The 17,749-nt window shown below is 66.3% G+C and carries 10 protein-coding genes and 3 pseudogenes; 3 read left to right on the top strand and 10 right to left on the bottom strand.

Features of this window, described 5'->3' with window-relative positions:
* Positions 1-39: 39 nt before the first annotated feature.
* The 7 genes and pseudogenes from GA0115240_RS09500 to GA0115240_RS09470 form a co-directional block, all read right to left on the bottom strand.
* Positions 40-789, bottom strand: a complete 750-nt coding sequence (locus GA0115240_RS09500) for a transposase family protein (RefSeq protein WP_093736219.1) — start codon at positions 787-789, stop codon at positions 40-42.
* Between the two features lie 398 nt (positions 790-1,187).
* Positions 1,188-2,630 (bottom strand): argonaute/piwi family protein, encoded by a 1,443-nt coding sequence (locus tag GA0115240_RS09495; RefSeq protein WP_141708791.1) that lies wholly within the window; start codon positions 2,628-2,630, stop codon positions 1,188-1,190.
* Positions 2,627-3,925 (bottom strand): HNH endonuclease, encoded by a 1,299-nt coding sequence (locus tag GA0115240_RS09490; RefSeq protein ID WP_093736217.1) that lies wholly within the window; start codon positions 3,923-3,925, stop codon positions 2,627-2,629. Before GA0115240_RS09490 ends, GA0115240_RS09495 begins: the two co-directional genes overlap by 4 nt.
* 234 nt (positions 3,926-4,159) lie before the next feature.
* Positions 4,160-5,311, bottom strand: coding sequence for a helix-turn-helix domain-containing protein (locus GA0115240_RS09485; RefSeq protein WP_093736216.1), 1,152 nt, complete (start codon positions 5,309-5,311; stop codon positions 4,160-4,162).
* Between the two features lie 27 nt (positions 5,312-5,338).
* The gene (locus tag GA0115240_RS09480; protein WP_141708790.1) at positions 5,339-5,986 is read right to left on the bottom strand and encodes a hypothetical protein; all 648 of its coding nucleotides are present in this window, start codon (positions 5,984-5,986) and stop codon (positions 5,339-5,341) included.
* Between the two features lie 213 nt (positions 5,987-6,199).
* Positions 6,200-6,394 (bottom strand): annotated as a pseudogene (locus GA0115240_RS37930) (hypothetical protein); the annotation flags it as partial.
* 55 nt (positions 6,395-6,449) lie between these two features.
* The gene (locus GA0115240_RS09470; protein ID WP_093736214.1) at positions 6,450-7,439 is read right to left on the bottom strand and encodes a hypothetical protein; all 990 of its coding nucleotides are present in this window, start codon (positions 7,437-7,439) and stop codon (positions 6,450-6,452) included.
* Between the two features lie 40 nt (positions 7,440-7,479).
* Between GA0115240_RS09470 and GA0115240_RS36775 the strand changes: the two genes are divergently transcribed.
* Together GA0115240_RS36775 and GA0115240_RS37925 are read left to right on the top strand one after the other, a co-directional pair.
* Positions 7,480-7,638 carry a hypothetical protein gene (locus GA0115240_RS36775; RefSeq protein WP_161302138.1) on the top strand — a complete coding sequence of 53 codons (159 nt, stop codon included), beginning with the start codon at positions 7,480-7,482 and terminating at the stop codon, positions 7,636-7,638.
* Between the two features lie 154 nt (positions 7,639-7,792).
* On the top strand, positions 7,793-11,047 hold the full coding sequence (locus GA0115240_RS37925) for a type I restriction-modification system subunit M (protein WP_141708789.1): 3,255 nt from the start codon (positions 7,793-7,795) through the stop codon (positions 11,045-11,047).
* 88 nt (positions 11,048-11,135) lie between these two features.
* On the opposite strand, the gene GA0115240_RS09460 is transcribed toward GA0115240_RS37925, so the two are convergent.
* Entirely contained in the window at positions 11,136-12,338 is a 1,203-nt protein-coding gene (locus GA0115240_RS09460; protein WP_141708788.1) for a hypothetical protein, read from the bottom strand.
* A gap of 41 nt (positions 12,339-12,379) precedes the next feature.
* Here GA0115240_RS09460 and GA0115240_RS09455 point away from each other — a divergent pair, with 41 nt between their 5' ends.
* Complete coding sequence (locus tag GA0115240_RS09455) at positions 12,380-16,375, top strand: hypothetical protein (protein ID WP_141708787.1); 3,996 nt, start codon at positions 12,380-12,382, stop codon at positions 16,373-16,375.
* Between the two features lie 302 nt (positions 16,376-16,677).
* On the opposite strand, the pseudogene GA0115240_RS09450 reads toward GA0115240_RS09455, so the two are convergent.
* A pseudogene (locus GA0115240_RS09450) lies at positions 16,678-17,253 on the bottom strand (site-specific integrase); the annotation flags it as partial.
* Positions 17,254-17,385: 132 nt separating this feature from the next.
* Positions 17,386-17,749: pseudogene (locus GA0115240_RS09445) on the bottom strand (hypothetical protein); the annotation flags it as partial.

Here is a 17,749-nt window from a genome sequence, read left to right as displayed (position 1 = left end):
CCGAGCGGATTCAGCCTCGGCTACCAGCACTGAGCGTTTTCAGCGTTGCCTCTCCAGGGTGAGGACGGCTTTGGTGATGACGCTCATGCGGTTGGGGCTGATGCGGGATCTGCGGAAGATCTGCCAGGACTTCAGTCGTGCCATGCCTCGTTCGACGGGTGCACGGGCTGCGGACAGGGCCCGGTTCGCGGTCTGCTCGGTGGGTGTGAGTTCACCGCCTGGTGGGCGGCGCTTGGCGGTGGTGACCCAGTCGCCAGCACCGATGTAGGCCATGTCGGCGAGGATCGGGACGCCCTGTCGCGCGCAGATCCGAAGGATCCTGTGGTTGCGGGCGGCTGTCAGGTCGTGGGTTCGGCCCGGCAGTGCCGGCGACAGCCAGAGGATCTCCCCGCTGGGGTCTGTGACGACCTGCACGTTCACCCCGTGCCGCTTGTGTTTCGAGGAGTAGTCGGCCCTGCCGTCGCCGACACGGTCGCACTCTGCGAGCGTGCCGTCCAGGAGGACAAAGTCCGGATCGTGTGCGCGCAGCGTCTTCAGCAGGCCCGGCGCCTGCTCGGCGAGCAGGCCGGTGACCGCGGTGACGTAGGCATGGGCGGTGCCGACTGATATCCCAAAGGCCACGGCGATACGGGCGAGGGTGTCGTGGCGGCGAAGGTACACCAGTGCGATCAGCGCACGCCGGTGCGGCGGGAGTTTGCACCGGCGGTCACCTTCACGGGTGACGATGAGCATCGTGACCCACTCGACCAGGGCGTGCGGCAGGTCAAGTGCGGCAGGATACGGAACCAACAGGGCTCCTGTGTTGCTGAGTTGAGACGTCGAACACCTCCCTCAACGGCACGGGAGCCCTGTCCGTTGCGCGCTCCGATCCCACACCGCCCCGTCACCCGATCAGTGGCCACGCTGAAAACGCTCACTGTCCGGCCGATCATGTGACCGGCGCCCGATCTGCTCGTTCTTCACGCTATGCGGTGGGGAGAATTGGCGACCGCCCGACCATCGGGCTGCTCGCGCTCAGCCCGGAAAGCCGAAACAGCTCGCCAGAGAGTCCGACGGACGTCACGAAAGATCGAGGCTGAGGTCCTCCCGCCGAACGACAGGCGCTCGTCTTAGGCCATCGCTTCGCGGCCACATTCAGAAGGAGTTCCGACCAGGAAGCACCATAATTTTCCCAGGCGCCCTGCATTTCAGATGTAATATTTGAATTGTGGAAGCGGTTCCCGGTCAGCCGGAATCTCCCTCATGATCTCGCCAACTAGTCCGGAGAACTTGATGGTTATAGGCAAGAGCCCACCCAACGCAGCCGAATTCCAGTTGAGCTTGGTGAGCGCGAGCACCTCTTTCAGCAAGGAGTCCCGAGAGGAATCCTGGCCGACGTGATCAGCCACCTGGAGCGGGGCCGGAACGTGCATCCCGTGGAACTCATTGAGTGCGGCTATGTAACCCGTCGTATAGAGGTAGTCCAGCTCTCCGAAGCTGAACCGGGTCCCGCGCAGCGGCGGGTACTTCGAAGTGGTAATGAGACGAACTCGGCTCTGCACCTCAAGCGCCATCAGGTCGTAGCGCCGCACGCGAGATTCGATCGCGGCGCGGAAGCCATCCCGCTCGTTCGGCCAGTAGCGCGAGGTCTTGTGTACCACGACGCGGGCGGGGGTCTGCTTCATGACCGTCTCGTACCTGTCGAGCACCAGAGCCATCAACTGGTGTGCGCCGTCGGCCGTCAGGTGAGGTGAGCGACTCCCGGTCTTGTTCGGATCCCATTCGAATTCATGTCCTCGAAGGACCATCCCTTCGCCCCGCTCATCGAATGCCTGCACGAGACTAGTCTGCATCGTCGTGGCCTGACCCATCGGCCGGTAGAAGCCGATACCGACATAACAGGTCCCCGTCGTGAGGCCATACGGACTCCACGGATATCCTCCCGCCTTGCAGTACATCGCGGTGAAGAAGTTCCACGCAATGCGGGCGGGCGGGGTTCTGTCGCGGCCGTCGAGTGTGGGCGCTCGGACGATCTGCGTGGGTATGCGGAACTTCATGGCACTCGACTTCAGTGCGCGGCGCAGGTCGCGGTGGACCATGCCGGTCTCGCTACTTGTGTAGTCGGCTGTGCCGCATCGGGTCACGATCTCGTCTGACAAGGCGATCACGACGTAGTCGGGCGTGCTATCACGCTCTGACAACTGCTGGAGCTTTGCCTCGAACAGTGTCAGCGCAGCGTGGAAACGATCTTTCTGCGACTTAATCTCCAGTACCTGGCGCAGTTCGGACTGTCCGAGAATCTCATTCCACGCGTCGTCGAACTTCAGCGACGAGAAGAACCCACGATCCGGCATCCACCCCGGGAACTCCGGGTTGTTCACGTCGCCGATCACTCCCTCAGCGCGGCTGCTCATCCAAAAGTGCGCTGCCTCGACAAGCTCCGCCGTACCGATCAGGCCCACGCGCAGCCGCGCAGGGTGGCGGCCCGATGCTGTCCAAGAGCGAGGTCCGTAGCGTGCAATACCGGCCTTGGGATCGATGTGCAGGCCGTCCTCGGCAAACTGCAGCAGTGGCTCTGAAAAATACGTGCTCGCGATGAGAGACGTTGGGCCCGTATGCGCGATGCTACTTGGAGTGGGGCGTGTGGTCATCGCAGCATTTCCTCCGCGTCCTCGTCATCTTCGTCCGACAGACCGTCGTCCTCGTTCAAGCCTCCCCCCTCGGCCCAGGTGAAGAGGTCATCGACGTATTCGACGTTCTTGAAGGGCATATCATGCTCGGTGGGAATACCCGGCCAGCGCACCTGCCCGCTGCTCAATGACGTCGAGATGATCAAGTTCTGCCTGTCGGCGCCGAAGGGGAAGAGTATCCGTGGACTGCTCTTGCCTAGGAAGTCGCGCCAGAACTGAACCTCGCCCAGCAGGTCATGGTTAAAGAGACGGGACTTCTTTCGCGTCACTTGCCGCCCGATGTACTTGGCTTGTATGGACTCGAACCCGTCGGAAGTCACACGCAGCTCGGGCCTGATACTCAGGCACCACTGGTCACCGCCGATGAGGAAGAAGCGCAGCCCGACAGCACGGTGAAGCCAGTAGTTGCGAGCCACTCCTGTGGTCCGCTTCTTGGGCTGCCACACCACACTCCGGGTAGCCTTGCTGGCGTTCAACGGCCGGTACGAAACGGTACGTTCGACGCCAGCTGTCTCCGGCTCGAAATAGTAGCGGTGGTGCTCGTGATCGAGCCGTAGTCCCAGGCGTCCGGTGAGCTTGTTCAGCGATCGGTTTAGCAACGCTACGTACCAGCCAAACCTATCAGGATCCGTCCACCACTCCCGAGCGGAGAATCGTTCAGTTTCTGCGCACGCCACCACCTCCGCGAAAGGATTGCGAGTATCACGCAAATCCTGGAATGCCCACAGGCGCCCCTCGCGCAAGATAAACGGAGCCATGACCCCGGCAGACGCGGCAGACGGTCTTACCTCTTTCTCCCGCCCAACAGCGCACGGGGCGCCGAAGATGTAGCGCGGCATCTGTGTCACCGGCAGGACGTTGCTGTACACCGTGTCGTTGACCATCGGTGGTAGCTCCGGAGCAGCGTTCGGACGCCCACCAAGCCTCCGCTCAATCCGTTGCTCGTGGGTCTCCTTCATAGCCTGAAGACGCTCCACGGTGTATGTAGCCAGCGCTCCAGCGGAGTCGATCAACTGGTGATGCTGATTGCACAGCAAGATCAGATTCTCGTATCGATTGCGCTCCTCCGCCGACAGCGGCGAAGCGCCTCGCGGACCGTTCGGACTCTCCCCCACTATGTGGGCGATCTCCCCGAGCACGACTACGGGGTCCTCCTGCGTCCCCTCAGCCGTCAGCAGCAACCCGCACTCAGGAAAAGCGCAGATATTGCCGGAACGCTGGGTCAGCTTGCGCTGCTGCGCAACAGGTACGGCCACAACACCTCCTCCACCAGGTACCGACATGCTACGGACGACCTCAGACAAAGGATCTGCCCGCGCGCAAGACCGGGGGGCCGTCCGGCAGTCGCACATCGTCGGTGGTGCTGACGGTACGGCGGTGAGAGCGGACACGCTCGAAGGCGACTTCGTCGGGTCGGCGCCGGACCGGTGCCCACGCGGCGATCTCCTCATTGGCGCCCTCGGACAGTGGGCGGACAGACTCAGCTCGCGCTACCGCACCAACGAGAGACTCGGCGGAGCTTTGTCGAAACCTCCACGGCCGCCTCCCTCCTGGGAGGTGACGACCAGTCCGAAGATGAGGTCGTTGAGATCGGCCGGCCTCAGATGAAGGTCACGGGCCACATCCGCTGGGCGGACACCTTCTCGGCGCAGGGCGGCGAACACCTTGCCGAGCACTTGCGATGTCTCACGGGTCAGAGGGCTGCGCGGTTCGTCCTTCCGGTAGCCCAGCCGGCCAAGGTCCACGCAGTGGGTCCGGTACTGCCATTCCGTGGTCAGGGCGAGTTCGTGCAGCCGATGGGCCAGCGCCATGGCCGCTACCTTCCACCGGCGTTTGGCCTGCAGGATCCAGTCTGTGGTGGCGCCTTGCGGTGCGTGTGCCAGAACGTCCGCTCTCGGCATCAGGAACGCGGCTGCGAAGCGGTGCGCCTCGGCTTCGGCCAGCGGTCCGTGCGGCATCTGCTCCTCACCGTGCAGGACGAGGTGTCCCAGCTCGTGGGCGGCGTCAAAGCGACCGCGTTCGGCGGTTTTGCCGAGATTCAGCAGCACGAAGGGGATTCCGCGGTCCCAGAACGAGAACGCGTCGACCTCCAAGCAGTCGCCAGACAGCGAGAACACTCTCGTGCCGTGAGCCTCCAGCAGGTGGGTGAGGTGAGGAATCGGGGCGTATCCCAGTCCCCAACGCGCCCGCACCAGTTCCGCTGCGTCTTCTGCCGGGCAGCTCTCTCCTGCCGACTCACCGGTGGACGGGACCTGTTCGCCGTCGGCGTCCAGCCTGCTGAAGGAAGTCAGCGACGGAATTTCGGGGGGAGGCAGGCGGAACCGGTCCGCGATCCAGGCCTGCAGTTCCCGGGCCAGCCGGCCGGAGCTGAGCGCGATGTCCCGCTGGGATGCGGTCATCTTGCTCAGCGCCCGGAAACTGACCGAGTCCGCCGTCAGGTCGGCGACCTCGCCGGCGCTGAAAAACGACTCGGGGAACTCCAGCGCTGCCGAGAGAGCAGCCAGGGAGGGAGGGCTGGGTGTGGCCCTTCCGCTTTCGAAGTCCGACAGGCGTCGTGCCGTAAGACCTGTGTGCTGGGCGAGGCGGGTAACGGTCAGACCGCGGCGGCGGCGTGCCAGTACGAGACGGGATGCAGTGGTCATCAGTAGGTGCCGTAACGAGAGAAGCGGTCAGCTCAGGCGCTCAACGGGGATGTCGATACCACCGTCGCCCTCACCGTCGTCGAAGGCCGTGAAGCCTTCGAAGTCGATCCAGGGCAGGATGATCCGCTCGTGCCAGGTGTCGATCTTCCCACGGCTTCCGGTGTCGTTGGGGAGCGACAGCTCGGCATGCAGCCGAATGCCGTTCTCGGTCTTGCTGTGCTGGTAGAGCAGGAACCAGGTGGGAATCCCGTCCCCCGTCTCCTGTTCCTGCGGCTCGGCCTGGGCATCGGAGAACAGCAGGAGCTGGCGGTTGGTCTGCACACGCTGGGCCACCGCGGTCCCTTTGGGATACCTCGTCGACGGCTTCAGAGCCGCGTAGCCCGTCTCCACGCTGCCGCTGGACGCGGTGACCGCGAACTCGCCGGACGGCGCGATGAGCAGCGGGACGTTGCTCGGGCTCGCGCTGCTCCAGCCCATGGGGATGTACTGCTCCCGCAGGAACCTGACAGTGCGGCCCCAGAAGATATTGCCTGGCAGGGACACCGGATCCAGCGGGGTGCAGAAATTGCGCTCCGCCTCGGCCCGCCGAAGAGCCCGCTCGATCCCGTCCGCAGACAGCCCCAGCTCCGCGAGTCGGTTACGTGCCCGGACACCCTCGGCATGCACGACAGTCACGGCGGCCACCCTTCGGCACATCAGTCCAGTTCCGGAAACTCTCCCTCAAACGAGGGGGAAAATCAAGAAGCAGAGCAGGTCAGATATACAAGCTTGACCACCTGCCGTCTCTCACTGCACCTGTCGTATACGAACTACTGGACATGGCGCTCGGCCGCAAGACTCGTCAGAGCTCGCGCAGGACACGGCCTTCTTACTGCCGCGTCGACTTTCCTCGTCCGGCTCCTCGGGCACTAACCCGAGGTGGCTGCGGACGACCTCGGCGAGTACCTGCGTCACCAGCGTCGACTTGCCGGAACCGGACACACCCACCACCGCCGTCAGTACGCGGAGCGGTACGTCGACGGACACATGGTGCAGATTGTGGCGTGACGCGCCGCTCAGATGCAGCCAGCCCTGCGGTACCCGGACGCCGAGATCGTCACCAGCGGCGGACCACCCCTGCCTGCGCGGGGAGAACGCCTCAGCGCTCCTGCTCTTCTTCCGCGGCGGCTTCGGCGTCCCGGCGGTTCTTCCGTTGCGCTCGGCCGCCGTTGCCGCGCTCCTGGCCGCCACCCTCGTGGTCGCGGGCGGGCTCGGGGCCGGCGCTGGCCTTGCTGGGGAGTTTGGTGACCTTCAGCCCGGCCATGCGTCCGCGGGTGGATTGTCCGGTGTCGCAGGTCAGGAACCGCACCTGACGTCCTGCGATGGCCTGGATCATGGCGGCTCGGTCGATGAGTTCGTCGTCGGCGATGGGCAGACGTACATGGCCTGGCTGGTCGAGGACGATCTCGACGGTCACCTCGCCGGTCACCGCCTCGTCGTCGACTGTCTCGCCCAGGCGCATCGGGTGGAGGATCCCGGTGGTCCCGGTGGTGATGGCCTCGTCGAGGCGCCCGAGGGTGTGCCCAGCCCGCCACCGGCCGTGGTTGCGGCCGGTCTCCTTCAGCCCGTCGAGCTCGTCTACGACGACGATCGGGAACAGCAGGTGGATGTCGTCGGCAGCGGGAAGGTGCAAGTCCTTGTGCAGATTGGTGTCGGCGAGAGGCTCCGGGCTGTTGAGGTAGAAGCTGGAGTCCGCGACGACCGGCCACGCTCTGCCCGACCAGCGGCTGGTGTGCTCATTGAGGGTCTTCACCGCGGTCTCGAACGCGTCCTGGCGTTCGGCGAGTTCGAGGGAGACAAGGCCGTTGAAGAGGGGCGCCTCGGTAGTGCCGTGGGCGAATCCGGCCCGACTGAGGAGCGCGTAGTAGCGGGGAGTCAGGACGAGCCGGTCTATGTCGGCATCGGCGACGGAGTAGCGCAGGTGCGCAACGGCGTTGGTGGCCCAGGCGAGGTATTTCAGCAGCCACGCGTTTGCGTCTGGTCGGGGCGACGCGGTGCCGCCGCGGAGGTTGCCGGCCTCCATCCCGATCGTGTGGAGAGTGTCGCGGGTGGCCCGAGCGTCGACGCCAGGTCGGAGCGTGATGAGCATGCGCTGATCCTGCCAGCGTGGGGCGCGGGACGCTGGTGGTATGGCGGAGAAGACGGTGACCCAGCGTGGGATCAGCCGGGCGGGAACGGTGCGGGTGCTCGCGCGCCGTGTGGAGGGCTTGGCCGGGGATGTGTCGGCGTCGGGGTATCGGCAGTTGCGGATAGTGGTGAGGATGTGGGAGCGGGCGCTGTTTGTGTGACCGGCGGGTGCGGTTCGGCCGGGCCGGTCGGCGACAGATCTGTTCGACCAGCTGCTGCTGGATGCGTTCTGGGAGTTGGTCGTCGCGGGGCGGTTGCCGACCGCCCCCATGGGATGATCTGTTCCCTGGAAGGCACCGGCCCGCGGAGGACCGCATGAGTGATGGCACCGGACATCTGTCCGAGCTCGTCTGGTCAGTGGCCGACCTGTTGCGAGGCGAATTCAAGCCTTCCGAGTACGGGCGGGTGATCCTGCCGTTCACGGTGCTGCGCCGGCTGGACTGCGTGCTGGCGCCGAGTCGGCAGGCGGTGCTCGACGAGGCCGAGGGCACTGACGGCGAGAAGGAGCGGGAGCAGCGCCTGACGGCCGCCTCGGGTTGGCCCTTCTACAACGTCAGCCGACTCTCCATGGAGAGCGTGCTCAGCGATCCTGAGAACGCGAACCGCGTACTCCTGGACCATGTTTACGGGTACTCCTGGAACGTCAGGGAACTGCTGGAGGGTTTCGAGTTCGAGCGGACCGTTACCCGCCTGTACCGCGCCGGACTCCTTTACCGCGTTGTCGCGCAGTTCGTCTCGATCGACCTGGGGCAGATAACGACCGACGACCACATGGAGAGCCTCTTCGAGAAGCTCGTCCGGCGGTTCACAGAGAGCGGCAACGAGTCGAGCGGGGAGCACTACACCCCCCGGGACGTCGCCCACCTGATGGCCGGCTTCCTCGTCTCCGCCGACTCAGACCTTCTGACGTCGCCGCACGCCGTCCGTACCATCCTGGATCCGGCCTGCGGGACGGCCGGCCTACTGACCGAGGCGGCCTCGTACATCGCGTCGATGAACCCCCAGGCGGACGTCAGGCTGTACGGCCAGGAGATCAACCGGGAGTCATGGGCGATCTCCCATGCCAACATGATGATCAGCGGCCGCCGGGCCTCAACGATCGCCTTCGGAAACGTCTTCGCCGAGGACGGGCACCAGGGAACCGCCTTCGACTACCTCCTCGCCAATCCGCCGCTTGGCGTCGGCTGGAAGAACAGCGAGTACGCGGTCCGGTCGGAGCACGAGCAGCTCGGTTTCGCAGGCCGCTTCGGGGCCGGTCTTCCTCGGATCAACGACGGCTCACTGCTCTTCCTCCAGCACATGCTGGCGAAAATGAAGCCGGTGAGCGCCTCGGGCGAGGGCGGCAGCCGGATCGCGGTCATCTTCAACGGCTCCCCGATGCACGCCGGGGTCGCGGGGTCCGGCGAATCGGACATCCGGCGGTGGATCGTGGAGAACGACTGGCTCGAGGCCGTGGTGGCGCTCCCCGACCATCTCTTCCACAACACCGGGATCAGCACCTATCTGTGGGTCCTCAGCAACCGCAAGCCGGCACAGCGGAGCGGCCAGGTGCTGCTGCTGAACGCTCAGGACCAGTACCAGCGGATGCGCCGCTCCATCGGCTCGAAGCGCAACTACATCACGTCGGACCAGATCGCCGAGATCACCGGGCTCTACCTGGACACCCTGTGCGCCGACACCGCCCAGCAGCCGGACGACCGGGTCCGCGTCGTCTCCACCCGCGAACTGATGTACCAGCGCGTCACGATCGATCGACCACTGCGACTCCGGTATGAGCTGTCCGAGGAAGTCCTGACTCGGCTCGCCGAATCGCGCATCATGCAGAAGACCCGGGATCCAGCAGCCTTGGTGGCCGCCCTGCGTCCGATGGTCGGCTCGACATGGACGAAGGGCCAGGATGCCGTCACGGCAATGCGCCGGGCGGTCGCCTCGGCCGGCGTGAGCTGGCCGCGCGGGAAGGTCTTCGAGGCGGCGCTCCGCAAGGCCGTCGGCGTGCGTGATGCCGACGGCGAGCCGCAGCGGATCGGCGAGGCGTACGAGCCGGATCCCGAGTTGCGAGAATTCGTCCGCCTGCCGCTGCAGGTGGATTCGAGCGACCATCTTCGACGCGAAGTGCACCCGACCGCTCCGGACGCCTGGATCGACGACAGCAGGACGCGGGTAGGTTGCGAGATTCCATCCGCGCTCTTCTACCGGCCGGAACTCGACGGCAAATTCGAACTGCTACGCAGCCTCGCCCGGTTGGAGACCACCCGCGTCCACCCGCCGCAGCACGGCGAGGAGCAGGAGGAGCGCGCCAACCGACCCAAGTACCTGCGCGCCCAGGACCTCCACGAGGCGGACTCGGCCGTCGAACTCTCCGATGCGCCGGAGGACGGGGCGGCGCTGACCCTGTGCTCGGGCGGCATGCTCGTCGGGCGGCCGGGGAACTGGCGCCTCCTGCCTCAAGCTTTTGGCGAGGCGGCGACCTCGCTCTTCGTGCTGCAGCCGCTCCGGGGCAACGGCCAGGCGCTCTGCGAGTGGTTGAACTCTCGCAAGGACAACGGTCAGTACCCCAGCGCTCGCGATCTTCTGGACACGCACGTCCCCGTCGACCTGGTAACCGACAGCGAGGTGGAGAGCCTCCTGGAGACTGTGCAGGAGGGGCGGCGCGCACTGCGGACCACGATGTCGGGAATCCTGCCCAACGTCTTCGGCAGCGGCGAGCGGGACGTCCAGGAGGTCCGAAACGAGATCAGGTTCGCCGCCCACGAGGCCAGCCTGATCGGCGACCTCGTGCGGCCGCTGGACGACCCGATCTGGCGCGCCGAGTGGAGCTTTCCGCACCACGCCGCCGCGCTGTCCCGTCGGTACCGGGTCAGCACGCACCCGGCCGAGCAGAAGGACGGGCTGCTCAAGCTGGGAGAGGGCCTGGCCCGGGTGCTAGGCGTGCTGGCGCTCACAGAGCTCGCCGCAGCGAACGGCTTCTCCCGGAACCTGCGCAAGCAGTTCAGGACGGGCGCTACCTTCGGCACCTGGCTCTGGATCCTCGACCAGCTGGAGGCACAGGGAATCGAGCCCCGCATCCAACAGCTTGCCACCGTGCGCGACCGGGGCAACGCACGCGCCCTCCTGGGCCACATCAAGGACTTCAGAAACACCTCGCACCACGCCCACGGCGTCCGCGCCAGCCACCAACTGGCTGAGGACGTCGAGCGGCTGGAACCGCACATCGTGCGGACGATCAGTGCGGTCAGCTGGCTCTCCGGGACCCACTGGGACTGGGTGGAGCGGTGCGAGTACCTCGAAGAGGGCTCGTACCGAATCATCGGGCTCCGGCTGAGGGGCAGCCATCCGAGCTGGGAGCCCTTCGAGCGGTTGACCATCCAACCGCTGAAGCCCGACCGTATCTACGTCGACAGCGCCCCGTACGGGGCTCCGGTCGACCTCTGGCCGTTCGCCGCCGTCAGCCTGTGCGAAAAGTGTCGAACCCGGGAGCTCTTCCTGCTCAATGAGGTCCGGGACGACCAGCTGATGCTCCGCAGCCTGGAGGAGCACTCGCTGGAGATCACGTACGGCCTGCCCGAGTAAGCATGATCGGCCTGGCGCGGCTGCACCGGGTACGGGAGCGGATCGGCCGGCAGTACGCGGAGTCGAACCACCTGGTGAAAGCTCGCGGTTAGTCTTGCAGCCGCCAGGAGATGCAGTCTTCACACATCCCAGTCTCGTCCTCGTACATCCATACGCCGCAGGTGTCGCACAGAACCAGGTCGGCGATCAGGTCGCAGGTGAAACAGCGGGCAGTGACGCCGTTCGGATCACCTGCGACTGCGGCCCGGGGGATCAGAGTCTCCTCTGCGCACTCGATGCAGAGGACGACCGGCGGCATGCCACCGTCTTTGACAGACTCGTACGTCGAGGTCTTCAAGACCGCGTTGACATACGCGTCCGCCGCTTCCTGGGAACTCCAAGCTCCATGGCAGAACCGACAGTCGACCTTTGCCTGGCCTGCGTCGACCACCATCGCGAACTGGCCGCACTCCGGACATTCCACCGCCCAGTCGGCACAGTCCGCGAGATCGCTCCTCACGCGCTCCATCCGCGGTTCGACCAGTGCCTTCACCCGGTTCAGTCCGGCTCGCACGAGTTCCATCTGCTCGTCGACGTGCTCGGTGTCCCCCGCATCCAGGTGGGGCCGCAGATGGTTGTGGATGAAGTCGAGCAGGAAGTCCAGGACCTTGACCGCGCGCGCCTCCACCACCGCCACCGGTGCAGCGGCCAGACCGGCCATGCCGAAGTGCTGCAGCCGGTTACGATACTCGGCCAGGGCGTTGATAGCGCGAAAGTCCCGGTTCGAGATGGCGACGCCGAGCTCTTCCTTGAGCAGCCTGCGCGCGGCTACAATACCGATGCTGCGGAAGGCGCCGCGGTGGAAGTGAGCCTCGTCGCATATTCTGCCCTCACGGTCGGGTTCGACCACAAGTCGCCAGTCACGCCGGGCAAGGGGCCATTTGAGGAGAACCTCGGTGCCTGCCTGCAGGTGCAGCACCGCGTACTTCACGTCCCGGGCAGTGGGTTCGTCGAGGAACTCCAGGACGCTGAGCAGGTAGTCCATACCGTTGTGAACCACCGGAAAGTGAAACCCAGGGTCGCCTACGGCCTGATGGTCCGCCAGGGGGATCCACTGCAGCGGCCGGTGGACCCGAGGAACCTCGAGGTTGGGCAGCGGGACCGCCCGAGTGTCCCCGGTCACATCGAACATGACGTTCACTGAGGTCGCCGGTACATCAGTGCCGCTTGGTGCGACAGTGCCACCCAGGGTGCCCCACACCCTGACCTTTGTGCCGACCGACGGGCGCTCCGGGGCGATGTTCATGTGCATAATCCGCCATTTTAGGTTCGCCGAGGTGCCATTCTCATGGCATGGCGGGCAAAGGTAGGGGCGGTTCAGGGCGCACGCAGGCCACCGAGCGCCGGCGCCTGTGGGCCGAGTCGCGTTCCGGTGCACGGGCGGGACGCGGGTTCCACTACCAGGATGTCGTCGGCGCTTGGCTGTGCGGGCGGGTGATGTCCGGCGACCTCGCGGTGGAGCGCATCGTGCCCGAGGGCTGGGAGGACCTCTCCTGCGAAGGCTCAGATAATTGGCACGTTCAGGTCAAATCACGTCAGGCCCGGGTCGGCGGCTTCCTCCCGGGGGACGTCGCCCGGTACTTGCTCAAGATGGCAGCGCAGCACGATAAGCGGATGAAGGCAGGACTCGCAGGCCGGATGGTGCTGGTACTGGAGAGCCCTGTGGCCGGGGAGAGGCTCTCGGTCTGGGGGCAGGCTCTGGCTGAACTTCCGCGGACACACCCCTTGCGGGTGGCCGTCCATACCACCGGCAGGGAACGAAAGTTCAGCCAGCGCAAGATCAGTGAACTGTGCGCTCTGGTCAGTGTGTACGTGCTTCCCTGGCGGGAGGCCGCGGAGCAGACCGGGCAGACAGTCGCCGACAAACACGGCTTGCTTCCCCTGGCGGCCGGGCCCGTGGTCTTGGCCCTTCGGGATGCCATCGCCGGGCGCGCCGACACGAATGCGACACCCGACCTGAACAGCCGAGCAGGGCTGGACCGCACCGATATCGAGCGCGTCACGACGCGTGCGGCAGCGCTGGTGGACCGTGCCTCATTGCAGGAGGCGTTGTCGGTGGGGCTGTGCGAGCCTGTCGACTTCGACGAGCCCCTGGTCGTGCCCGGCTTCTTCGAGGGCACAGAAGTACAGCCGGGCCACATCGCCGCCGGCTTGCCAGCACCTCGGCCCGTGGAGAGCGGGCAAGTGGTCGACGCGCTGGAACGCGCGGAGCCCGTGCTGGTCACCGGCCCCTCGGGAGTGGGGAAGTCCATGGTGATGTGGGCCGCGGCCTACTCTGCCCGGCACATCCTGTGGTACCGGGTTCGGAGGCTGCGTGAGGCGGACGTCGACGCCCTGGTACGTCTCGCCCGGGCCAGTGGCGCCTCCGCCCGCTCGCCGGTCGGATTCGCCGTGGACGGCGTCGGGGTGGGCTCGGCAGATGCCTGGGACCTGCTGCAGCGTGAACTCGCGCCCCTCCCAGGGGTACACCTGCTGGGCTCCGCCCGTACCGAAGACCTTCCACCGCTGCGGACCCTGCCCAACTGCACCGTGGTCGAGGTCGCCCTGAACGAAGCCGTCGCCCAGGAGATCCACACCAAGCTCCTCGGCACCAGTGCCACCACCGTGCCCCACTGGCGAGCAGCGTTCGAGCAGGCGAACGGCCTCACCCTGGAATACACCCACCTGCTGACCCGCGGGCGCCGCCTGAGCGCAGTCGTCACCGAACAGGTCCAACGCCGTATCACCGAGGACCGTGAAACCGAACTGCAGATCCTCGCCCGTGTCGCCCTGGCCCACCAGTGGGGAGCAGCGCTGCCGCTGCGCACAGTGCAAGCGCAGCTCGGAGTCGGTGATGGGGCCTTCCGTATCGCCTTGGCCCGCTTGGGCGACGAGCACCTGATCCACGTCCAGGGGCAGGAGCTGACCGGGCTGCACCAACTACGCTCCCGAGCCCTGGCTGATGCGGTCCACGCGTCCCCGCCGCCGAGTCTGGACGAGACCCTGGCGGCTGTCCTGGAAACCCTCGACAGCACACACCTGCGGCCCTTCACCTCGGGGGCACTGGCTGAACGTCCGGACCTGGACGAGAAGGTCCTGGCCGGGCTCGTCACCGAAATCGGACGCAGACCGGGCCTGGCGACGCTCACCGCCGTCCTGCAGGCCCTGCGGCTGGTGGACATGCAGCGGCGTGCCGAGCAGCTCAACGCGGTGCTGCGCAGGCACCATGTGCGGCCCGCGCACCAGCAGACCGCTCTGCTGCTGGCGCGACTGGACAGTGAGCTGCCCGACGTGCGGCCGGAGATTGCCTCGGCCATCGCGGAGATCCGGCCTACCGTCGACAACCGGTCGCCGCTGCGCGACAACCTGCTCGCACGGATCGGCGCCACCGCAGCAGTCCGAGACCTCAACACGTGCGCCGACGCCTCCGCCGCGCAGGCATTTCTGACAGTGCTTGAGGGCAGCAGTCTGGATCTCGCCGCGCACATCGGCTCCGCCCTCTCCCCGTCCCCCCTTGCCCTGCTGCTGTCCCAGCAGCCCGTTGACGTGGTCGGCGACGTCATCGGTGCCGCGAGAGGCGTGTCCCTCGGACTCGCGCAGCAGCTGGTCACCCTGGCCGGCGGCACAGAGTCGATCCTCACCAGACTCCGCGCGTACTCACGCTGGCTCGTCGAGCTGGACGTGGTGGAGCAGGACGGCTCCCAGATTGCCCGCACCCGACTGCTCCATGTCTCGGACCGCGCCCAACCCGACCTCGAGGAAGCCGTCAGACACTTCGGCCGCGTCCTGCTGCGCTGCCTGCCGGCCTGCGACCGGGTCGACGTCCAAGCACTCATGCCCGGCGACGTGCCCCTGCAGATCGGGGACTACCTCGGCGGCGTAAGCCGGCTACAACGCCGCTACGACTACCTCCCCTCCGTCGTCACCTGGAACCGGCTGCAAGCCCAGGTCGCGATGACCACCCCTGACAGCATGGACGCGACGATGCGTACGCACACCGCCGTCGCCCTCATCTCCGACCTGTACCACTACCTGGACGACCTGACCCGCACCTGGTGCCTGCGCCAAGGGCAACCGGAAGCCCCCGCCACGCTGGAAACACGACGTAATGAGCTGTACGAGCGCAGCACAGCACTGACGCTGCCGGTGAACCGCGCTCAGCTACTGGCCGACCCCGTGGACGATGCCGTCTCAGCAACCCCGCACGACCACCTCAGCTTCCTCGCCCAAGGGATCACCGCTAACCTCACCGGCCAACTCGTGACCCCCGAACCGCACTGGACCCCTCTCGCCGCCTACACCGGCGACACCCTGCGCAAACTCGTCCAGCAGGTCAGACAGTCCGAACGGTGGGAGCTGGTCGGACTGGAAGCACCACCCGCCGACCTCAACCACATCGACCAAAAACTGAGCGATCTCCATGCCGTGCTCGCGGAACTGGCCCGGGGCGGCCTCCAGCCCGCCACCATCAGCGCCGCCGCAGGATCCCGACCCCCCGACGACGTCCTCACCAGGCTCGCCACACGTGCCCGTTCGGACGCCGAGCGAAGAGCCTCACACGTCCGCGCTGGTCTCCTTGCCGCCGCCGAAACAGCCGGCGTGTCCCTACGCGTACTCATGCGCCCGCTGGCCGACGCCGCAGCGGTCAACTGGGCTGCCGTCGAAACAGCGATCGGCATCCAAATCAGTGACCTGACCGAATGGGAGCAGGCTCTCCCCACCGTAATAGGGCTACTCGAACAAGTCCCGGAACCGCTGGGAGCACACCCACCGGTACTGATCATCCCGCTGATCGCCGGACACCCCGTCAGGCATCTGGCAGTCAAGGCCCAAACAGACCCGTGGCCCGGCGTCGAACTCTACGACACGTGGGCCGACCGCTTCCCGCCAGCTCACGCCACTCCCCTGACCGACAGCGTTATTGCCGCACACCAAGCACTGCAGGCCCTTTCCGGATTCACAGCCCTGCGCGCCCGACAAGGCACGACACCCGAAACCCTCGCCGACATCACAGAAGAGACGGACCGCTACCGCCGAGCCCTCGACACCATCACAGAGATACAGCCCACCGACATCGTGATCTCCACGATCACCGAATTCCTCACCGCGCTCCACAACCGCGTGGCCGCCGAAGACCCCGACCATCCGGAGCACAACCCGGAACAACCACCTTTCGCCGCCAGCCTCGCGCTCCACATCACCGGCACGACCACCCCCGACGCCCAGAACCTCGACGGCCTAACGACCATCAGTCTGCAACGAGACCTGGACCCCGAATCCGCGATCCGCCTGCTCACCGAATCCCAATAATCCAGCGACTCCGGGACACGGATGTCGGGCCAGCCGAGGTCAAGATGCCGGGCGACTGGAGGGCACCTTCTAGCCGCAGACCGTGCGCAAGCAGCAGCGTCAGCTGACGGGCGTGGACGACGTTGCGCCGTCGCTGTCCACGAAGGGCCCCACCCACGAGAGATCTCCGCGCGCCTGGCCGAGATCTCGCGCGTCGACTTCTCCGTGTCGTCAAGCCACCGCGACGGCAGGCGGACCGCGGCGCTTGCGATCCCTCTCGAGACCTAATTAGCTTCCGTTTTTCCCTGCCGATCACCATTCAGCTACAGGTCCGAGTCCGAGTGTGCGTCGTAGGCGCTGAGTAGGTGTTCGATGCGTTGGTTGTTGATGGATTGGCGGTCGTAGAGGCATTTGGCGTAGCGGGTGAGGAGGACTTCGACGCTGTTGCCGGCGCGTTGGGCGACTTCCGCGGGGTCGGCGCCAGCTGCGAGCCAGGTGGACAGGGCGGAGTGGCGCAGGTCGTAGGGGCGTTTGCCGAGCGGGGTGGCGGCGAGTTCGGGTGGCAGGGCGAGGGTGCGGGCTTCCTTCCAGACGCGATGGACGATGGTGTAACCGACGATGTTGCCGCGTTCGGTGAAGAACAGCCGCCCATCCGGCGCGGTCCCGTGGGTTTGGACGCTGTCGCGCCAGATCGCGACCAGCGGTGGTGGCAGGGGCACGATGCGGACCTCGCCGGGCGGCCGATTCTTCAGCCCGCGCTCGTCGTGGACCTCGCCGCTGTCGGTCCACCTCTTGCCCGCCTGGGGGCGGGTGCGGTGCAGGACCAGCCGGCCCCACCCGGTCTCGGGCAGAGTGCAGTCCGGCAGGGTCACCGCGACGGCTTCCTCCGGCCGGAGTCCGACTGGTGAACTGCCGTTATTCGTCTGCTGCTGTATTCCTGCCCTCTCACACGACCTTCGGGCCGGATCTCGTGGCGCTTGCCGGGTGGCAGCGGCAGTTCTGGTTCCTGACGGTCGACCAGGGTTGCGGCGCTACTCTCCGTGTTCGAATAGCAGATCCCAGACCTGCTCCAGGGCTTGCTCAGCGGTGTCAGGAAGCCTGTCTGTGCTTCCGAGCCGCCGTGCGACGGCGCGCGCGAGTTCGGCGCGGTGCGGCGCTGTTGCCTCCAATGCTCGAACCAGGGTGCCGTTCGTATTGAGGCACGGCAGCACCGCGAGCCACTCGCCGAGTGGTCCGGTCAGCGGGCCTGTGATGTTCGGCCACCGGCGCTGCACCTCGTCGTTGAGCTGGGGCAACTGCTCGATCCCTTGCCAGGTCGGGTCGAACGCACCGAAATGAAGCCGGCCGACGCGCGCCACCACAACGGCGCCGAGGCACATCGGACACGGATGCAAG

Source organism: Streptomyces sp. DvalAA-14, assembly GCF_900091855.1.
GTDB lineage: Bacteria > Actinomycetota > Actinomycetes > Streptomycetales > Streptomycetaceae > Actinacidiphila.
This window is presented reverse-complemented; position numbering and strand designations above follow the sequence as displayed.